The organism is Polaromonas sp., assembly GCF_018780625.1.
GTDB lineage: Bacteria > Pseudomonadota > Gammaproteobacteria > Burkholderiales > Burkholderiaceae_C > Polaromonas.
This window is the reverse complement of the sequence record NZ_JADMJK010000243.1, coordinates 1-7,332: the sequence shown is the minus strand read 5'-3', so window position 1 is coordinate 7,332 and position 7,332 is coordinate 1. Positions and strand designations below refer to the sequence as shown.

The following is a 7,332-nucleotide window of genomic DNA, read 5'->3' as shown; positions in this document are numbered from 1 at the left end:
GGGTGGTTTTACCATGATCGACGTGGCCAATCGTGCCAACGTTGACGTGCGGTTTTGTCCGCGAAAATTTCTCTTTTCCCATAATCAACTCCAGATAAAGAACATGCCCGTGTGTGGTTTAACGTTTGCACTGTGTTGCTTGTTCACACCGCACGGGGACAGCGTGGCACACAATCGCAGACAGGAAATTGGAGACGCCGGGCCTTTGCAGAGCCGGCGCCGGATGCTTGCTTACTTGGCGCGCGCAGCCATGATGGCTTCAGAGACATTGCGCGGTGCTTCAGAGTAGTGCTTGAACTCCATGGAGTAGGTTGCACGACCTTGCGTTGCAGAGCGCAGCGTGGTCGAGTAGCCGAACATTTCTGACAATGGCACTTCGGCCTTGATGGCCTTGCCGCCACCAACCATGTCTTCCATGCCCTGCACCATGCCGCGGCGTGAGGACAAATCGCCCATCACGTTACCGGCGTAGTCTTCAGGCGTTTCGACTTCAACAGCCATCATGGGCTCAAGAATGACCGGACCGGCCTTGCGGCAGCCTTCCTTGAAGCCGAAGATCGCGGCCATCTTGAAGGCCATCTCGTTCGAGTCCACGTCGTGGTAGGAGCCGAAGTGCAGCGTGACCTTGACGTCCACCACCGGGTAACCGGCCAGCACGCCCGAGGTCACGGCTTCGTGAATGCCTTTTTCAACCGCAGGAATGTATTCGCGAGGAACCACGCCGCCCTTGATGGCGTCGATGAACTCAATGCCCTTGCCCGGCTCATTGGGCTCGATCTTGAGCACCACGTGGCCGTACTGGCCTTTACCGCCGGACTGGCGCACGAACTTGCCTTCAGCATCCTCGATGGTCTTGCGGATGGTTTCGCGGTAAGCCACTTGCGGCTTGCCCACGTTGGCCTCCACACCGAATTCGCGCTTCATGCGGTCAACGATGATTTCCAGGTGCAGCTCGCCCATGCCGGCGATGATGGTCTGGCCCGATTCTTCGTCGGTCTTGACGCGGAAAGATGGATCCTCGGCAGCCAGACGCTGCAGGGCGATACCCATTTTTTCCTGGTCGGCCTTGGTCTTGGGTTCCACGGCCTGGGCAATCACAGGCTCAGGGAACACCATGCGCTCCAGCATGATGATGGCATCAGGATCGCACAGGGTTTCGCCCGTGGTCACGTCCTTCAGGCCCACGCAGGCAGCGATGTCGCCTGCGACGATTTCGCTGACTTCCAGACGTTCGTTGGCGTGCATCTGAACGATACGGCCAATACGCTCTTTCTTGCCCTTGATGGGGTTGTAAACGGTGTCGCCTTTTTTCAGCACGCCGGAATACACGCGCACGAAAGTGAGCTGGCCGACAAACGGGTCGGTCATCAACTTGAACGCCAGCGCGGAGAATTTCTCGCTGTCATCGGCCTGACGGACCACAGGCGCTTCATCTTCATCCATGCCCTTGACTGGCGGAATGTCGACTGGTGCGGGCATGAAGTCAATCACGGCGTCCAGCATGCGCTGCACACCCTTGTTCTTGAAAGCCGAGCCGCAGTACATTGGCTGGATTTCGCTGGCGATGGTGCGGGTACGGATACCGAACTTGATTTCTGCTTCGGTCAAATCACCTTCTTCAAGGTATTTGTTCATGAGTTCTTCGTTGGCTTCGGCAGCGGCCTCGACCATCTTTTCGCGCCATTCCTTGGCGGACTCCAGCAGTTCGGCTGGAATTTCGCGGTATTCGAACTTCATGCCTTGCGAAGCTTCATCCCAGATGATGGCTTTCATCAGGATCAGGTCCACGACGCCGGTGAAGTTTTCTTCGGCGCCAATTGGGATGACCATGGGAACAGGGTTGGCCTTCAGGCGCAGCTTCATGCCCTCGACGACCTTGAAGAAGTTGGCACCGGTGCGGTCCATCTTGTTGACAAAGGCCAGACGCGGCACCTTGTACTTGTTGGCCTGGCGCCAGACGGTTTCAGACTGGGGCTGCACGCCGCCCACTGCGCAGTAAACCATGCAGGCACCGTCGAGCACGCGCATCGAGCGCTCGACTTCAATCGTGAAGTCCACGTGGCCCGGGGTGTCAATGATGTTGATGCGGTGCTCGGGATAGGATGAATCCATGCCTTTCCAGAAGCAGGTGGTAGCCGCGGAAGTGATCGTGATGCCACGTTCCTGCTCTTGCTCCATCCAGTCCATCGTGGCAGCGCCGTCATGGACTTCACCAATCTTGTGGCTGACGCCGGTGTAAAAAAGGATCCGCTCGGTGGTGGTGGTTTTGCCAGCGTCAATGTGCGCGGAAATACCAATGTTGCGGTAGTTTTTAATGGGGGTAGCGCGGGACATAAATTACTTTCAGTTCGGTGTTACGAACAAAGACTCGTTGCCAAGATATTTCTCTTGTTTTTCTACGCGTCTGCCGGCCGGGCGCTTTTGGCACCGAGCCGGCAGGAGTTGGGATTGAACTGCCAGGAAATCAAGGTGCTTTGGTCACCTTGAATGCCTGGGAGCAAGCCGTCAAATACACGCAGTCAACACTGCAATCGACAATTAGAAGCGGAAGTGGCTGAAAGCCTTGTTGGCTTCGGCCATGCGGTGAACTTCGTCACGCTTTTTCATGGCACCGCCACGACCTTCGGTGGCTTCCATCAACTCATTGGCCAGGCGCAATGACATTGATTTTTCGCCACGCTTCTTGGCGGCTTCCTTCAACCAGCGCATGGCCAGGGCCATACGACGGACAGGACGCACTTCAACCGGCACCTGGTAGTTTGCACCACCCACGCGACGGGATTTCACTTCAACCATGGGCTTGATGTTGCCGATGGCCATGTGGAAAGCCTCCAGCGGATCTTTGCCGGGGTTCTTTTTCTCGATTTGCTCCAGGGCGCCATAAATGATGCGCTCTGCGACGGCTTTCTTGCCGCCTTGCATGATCACGTTCATGAATTTGGCGAGATCGACATCGCCAAATTTTGGATCAGGAAGAATTTCACGTTTAGGGACTTCGCGACGACGTGGCATTTTTTCACCTCTTTGCTTCAGTTGGCACTACTTTGGGTAGCACCGCGAGAGTTAGCAAACTCCCACTTACTCGACCGGCGCAAACAACTTGCACTTGGGTCACTTCGCTCAAAACACCGGCCAGGGTGAGTCAAGCACCTGTTTTTTTTGAAAAAGTCATGACAACCTCTTCGGGCGCGAACCGTCAGGCTCGAACCGATTGGCTTATTTAGCCTTTGGACGCTTGGCGCCGTACTTGGAGCGCGACTGCTTGCGGTCTTTCACGCCTTGCAAATCGAGCGATCCACGAACGATGTGGTAACGCACACCAGGCAAGTCCTTGACACGACCGCCACGAACCAGCACCACGCTGTGTTCCTGCAGGTTGTGGCCTTCGCCGCCGATGTAGGAAATGATTTCAAATCCATTGGTCAGGCGAACTTTGGCAACTTTACGCAGCGCAGAGTTAGGCTTTTTAGGCGTGGTGGTGTACACACGGGTGCAAACACCGCGGCGCTGTGGAGAATTTTCCATCGCGGGGCTTTTTGACTTGATCTTTTCGACCTCGCGCCCCTGACGAACTAATTGATTGATGGTTGGCATTGAAAAACGTCCCTAAACGTTTGGAAAACGAAATAAAAATACGGAAATCTTCCCCGCACCAAAAGCGGAAAAGCTTTCTAGTATAAACCGGATAGTAAAAAGGCTCAAGCGGATCGCAGCAGTTGGCAGGACAGCCGCCTTGCCGCCAGCGTCACGCAGGCGCCCCTTACTTGATCCAGAGCCGAATGGAATCCCAGGCGCGTCCCATAATCCCGGACTCTTCCACGGCCTCAAGCGCCATCAGCGGCACTTCCGCCACGGGTGTGGGGTTGTCGCCAAGCATGACCTTGAGCGATCCCAGCGACTGCCCCTTTTTAAAGGGCGCCACCAGCGGATCAGGCCGGGCGACCTCGGTTTTGACCTTGGGGGCACTGCCGGAGGCCACGGACACCACAATCGCCTGGGGACGACCCAGCTTCACGGTGGAGGCCTTGCCTTTCCATACGGCCGGCGCAACGACGGCCTGGCCCGCGTCAAAGAGTTTCACGGCCTCATAGGCGGTGTAACCCCAGTTCAGCAGCTTTTGCGTTTCATTGGCGCGGGCGCTGTCGCTGGAGGCTCCCAGGACAATCGCGAGCAGGCGCCGGCCACCGGGCGCGCCGCCTGCCCCCAGATTGGGGAAGTCGCGCTTGGCCGTGGCGATCATGCAGTAGCCCGCCGCGTTGGTGTGGCCGGTCTTGAGGCCGTCCACCGTGGGATCACGGAACAGCAGGGTATTACGGTTGGTGTCGTTGGTGGCAGGCGTGCCGGGATAGCGGTACTTCTTGATCGCCGAATAGCCGATGTAGTCGGGAAAATCCGTCATCAGGCGGGTAGACAGAATGCTCAGGTCACGCGCGGTCGTGGTGTGACCGGCCTCTGTCAGACCTTCCGGATTCTTGTAGCCGGTCGAGTTCATGCCCAGCGCCTTGGCCTGCTCGTTCATGAGCTGCACAAAATGCTCGGCGGTACCGCCCACGCCCTCGGCCAGTGCCATGGTCGCGTCGTTGCCCGACTGCACGATCATGCCTTTCACCAGATCCTCCACCGGCACCTGCATTTTGGGATCGATGAACATGCGGGAGCCCGGCATTTTCCAGGCGCGCTCGCTGACAGAGAAGGTCTGCGCAAGGGTGATTTTCTTGGATTTGAGCGCGTCAAACACCAGGTACTCGGTCATCAGCTTGGTCAGCGAGGCCGGCTCAACCGGGGAATCAATGTCCTTGGCGGCCAGGATCTGGTTGGACGTGACATCCAGCAGCAAATAGGAGCGCGCCGCGATCTCGGGGGGCTGAGGCGTCTGGGCCTGCGCTGCGGGCAGCACGGCAGACAAAGCAAGAACGGCGGCGGCAGCAAGGCTGCGCAGGCGGAGAAGGCCGAGTGGGGCCGAAATGGAGCATTGCATGGAGTGGGAAATCAGTGTTTGGAGGTAAGAACGCCAAGAAAGTGCGAGAAGAAAGGCCAGGCAGACCTGCCCCCTCAGAGTGGGGGCGAAGAAAGGTGGCGAAGCACCAGATTTTTCAGCAAAGGCAATTGTCCATGAAAGAAATGACCCACTCCGGGCACAACCGTAACAGGAAGTGATTGTGGCCGTGCCCAGTCCAGTACGGCGGACATCAGCACCGTGTCGTCTTGCTCGCCGTGCAGCACCAGGGTCCGGAGGTGCGCCGCCGGATCGATGGGGGCGGCAGGCGCGCGGCTGACGCTGGTGCCCACCAGCACGAGTTTGTCAATGCTGCGGGCAGGAAACAGCTGCGCAAAGGCGTGGGTCGTGACAAAAGCCCCGAACGAAAAGCCGGCCAGCGCCAGCGCCGCCTGCTGCGCGCCAGGCGGCGCAACGTGCTGCACCACCGCCAGCAAATCCGCCAGTTCGCCTCGCCCCTCGTCATGGCTGCCCGCGCTGCCGCCAACACCCCGAAAGTTAAAGCGCACCGCCGTCCAGCCACTTTGCACAAAAGCCCGCGCCAGCGTTTGCACCACCTTGTTGTCCATGGTGCCGCCAAACAGCGGGTGCGGATGGGCAATGACGGCGACGCCAAGCGGCACACCGGCTGGCGCATCGGTCGCGAGTTCAAGCACGCCGGCCGGGCCTTGAAAGCTTGATTTCTGGGTTTTAGAGTTCACGGACTGACCTCACAGGCACATCAATTGCTATAAACAAAATAGCTACTATAGCCCGTAAATGCTGGACCAATAGCCAAAACCCTTACAACGCAGGCGCCTTAGCGCCCCAGATGCGATGGCGTCAGCAGGCGCTCCACCACCTGGCCGTTTTTGAGGTGGGACTCGACAATCTCATCAATGTCGCTTTCGTCCACATAGCTGTACCAGACCGCCTCCGGATACACCACCAGCACCGGCCCCGCTGCGCAGCGGTCCAGGCACCCCGCCTTGTTGACGCGTACCTGGCCCGGACCGGCCAGGCCAGCCGCCTTGACCTGCGACTTGCAGCGGTCAAAGGCCACCTCTGCACCTTGCGCCGCGCAGCAGGCCTCGCCGTTGCTGCGCTGGTTCAGGCAAAAAAATACATGGTGTTTGTAATAGGACGGGCCGGCGGGCGCAGCCGCGCAGGCCAAGGCATTCGCGGCGGCGTCTTGGAAAGTGGAGGTGCTCATGGAATGATTTTACTTTTCAGGCGCTGCGGCCTGCTCGCGGCCTGAAAGCCGCATCAAGATATACAGCAAGGCGGCATAGGGCCAGCACCAGCCCAACCACTGCACCAGCCCATTAAAACGGATGAAACGGCCCTGCTCCCAGGCCTGCAGCGTCTGCGCAAAGTAGGGGTCTGTCGGCGCCTGGTTGAGCAGGCCGAGATGAATCGCCAATGCCAGCAGCGTCAGGGCGGCAGCGGCGCGGCGCGGCACCGGCAGCAGCAGCAGGGCCAGCAATGCCGCCACCCCCAAGCCGGCCTGCACCGGCACATCCAGCCAGGCCCAGGCGTGCTCCGGTCCATAGCTGAGCGCCGCCGACAGGGCCGAGGCGGCGATGCCGGAGACCAACATCGCCGCCCCGAACACCGCGCGCTGACGGGCAGTGCGGATCACGCTATAGCCCAGCAGGCAGGGAATCAGCGCGCCCAGCGCCACGCAGAGCAGTTCGCCCATGGGTACCAGCGGCTGCAACTCAAGCTCACGCACCGGCATCCAGTCCAGAAAAGGCGTGTCGGCCAGTGCGTCGGCCAGTGCGGCCTCCAGCCGCTCAAACACCTGGCCCAGACCCATCGGCACCGAGGGGGGAAACAGCAGGGCCGGCGGCCAGAGCAGCAGCAGCACTAGCGCGCCGCGCGCGTCATGCGCAAACCAGCGCGTCCTGAAACGGCTCCAGCGCTCGATCACGCCCAAGCGCTCAAGCGCCCAGGCGCAGCAGGCGCCCAGCCAGCCCCCCAGCGTGTTGAGCACCAGGTCCACATTGGACGGAACACGTGACGGCAAATAGCTCTGCAGGGTTTCCAGCGACAGCGACAGCAAGCCAGACGCCAGCATTGCCAGCGTGACGGCCCAGAACCCGCGCAGGCGGCGGAGTGCCGACAGCGCCAGCAAAAACCCCAGCGGGGCGTAACCGAGCAAGTTGGCGCCCACATCAAACCCGGTCCAGTACTGCGGCAGCGGCGCTGTCAAAAACCGCAGCGGTGAAATGTCCTGGTCGCGCCAGTCGGCAAAGGGGTAAAGGCTGGCGTAAGCGATCAGGCCAGCGAGCGCCAGCGCCAGCGGCCACGCCATGGTTCTGTGCACACCCCCATCGTTGTCACTGCGCTGCGCT

The 7,332-nt window shown here is 59.8% G+C and carries 7 protein-coding genes; all 7 read right to left on the bottom strand.

From position 1 onward, the window contains the following. Nucleotides 1-231 precede the first annotated feature (231 nt). Nucleotides 232-2,334, bottom strand: a complete 2,103-nt coding sequence (gene fusA, locus IV091_RS17330) for an elongation factor G (RefSeq protein WP_293470550.1) — start codon at nt 2,332-2,334, stop codon at nt 232-234. Between the two features lie 204 nt (nt 2,335-2,538). Further along, entirely contained in the window at nt 2,539-3,012 is a 474-nt protein-coding gene (gene rpsG / locus IV091_RS17325; protein ID WP_011799634.1) for a 30S ribosomal protein S7, read from the bottom strand. 204 nt (nt 3,013-3,216) lie between these two features. Then, nucleotides 3,217-3,594 (bottom strand): 30S ribosomal protein S12, encoded by a 378-nt coding sequence (gene rpsL, locus IV091_RS17320; protein ID WP_011799633.1) that lies wholly within the window; start codon nt 3,592-3,594, stop codon nt 3,217-3,219. Nucleotides 3,595-3,760: 166 nt separating this feature from the next. Next, nucleotides 3,761-4,978, bottom strand: a complete 1,218-nt coding sequence (locus tag IV091_RS17315; RefSeq protein WP_293470542.1) for a D-alanyl-D-alanine carboxypeptidase family protein — start codon at nt 4,976-4,978, stop codon at nt 3,761-3,763. A 74-nt stretch (nt 4,979-5,052) separates the two neighbouring features. Beyond that, the gene (locus IV091_RS17310; RefSeq protein WP_293470540.1) at nt 5,053-5,697 is read right to left on the bottom strand and encodes an alpha/beta fold hydrolase; all 645 of its coding nucleotides are present in this window, start codon (nt 5,695-5,697) and stop codon (nt 5,053-5,055) included. 98 nt (nt 5,698-5,795) lie between these two features. After that, complete coding sequence (locus tag IV091_RS17305; protein WP_293470538.1) at nt 5,796-6,188, bottom strand: (2Fe-2S) ferredoxin domain-containing protein; 393 nt, start codon at nt 6,186-6,188, stop codon at nt 5,796-5,798. Nucleotides 6,189-6,197: 9 nt separating this feature from the next. Next, nucleotides 6,198-7,292: a VanZ family protein gene (locus IV091_RS17300; RefSeq protein ID WP_293470552.1), complete on the bottom strand. Its 1,095-nt coding sequence runs from the start codon at nt 7,290-7,292 to the stop codon at nt 6,198-6,200. Nucleotides 7,293-7,332 lie beyond the last annotated feature (40 nt).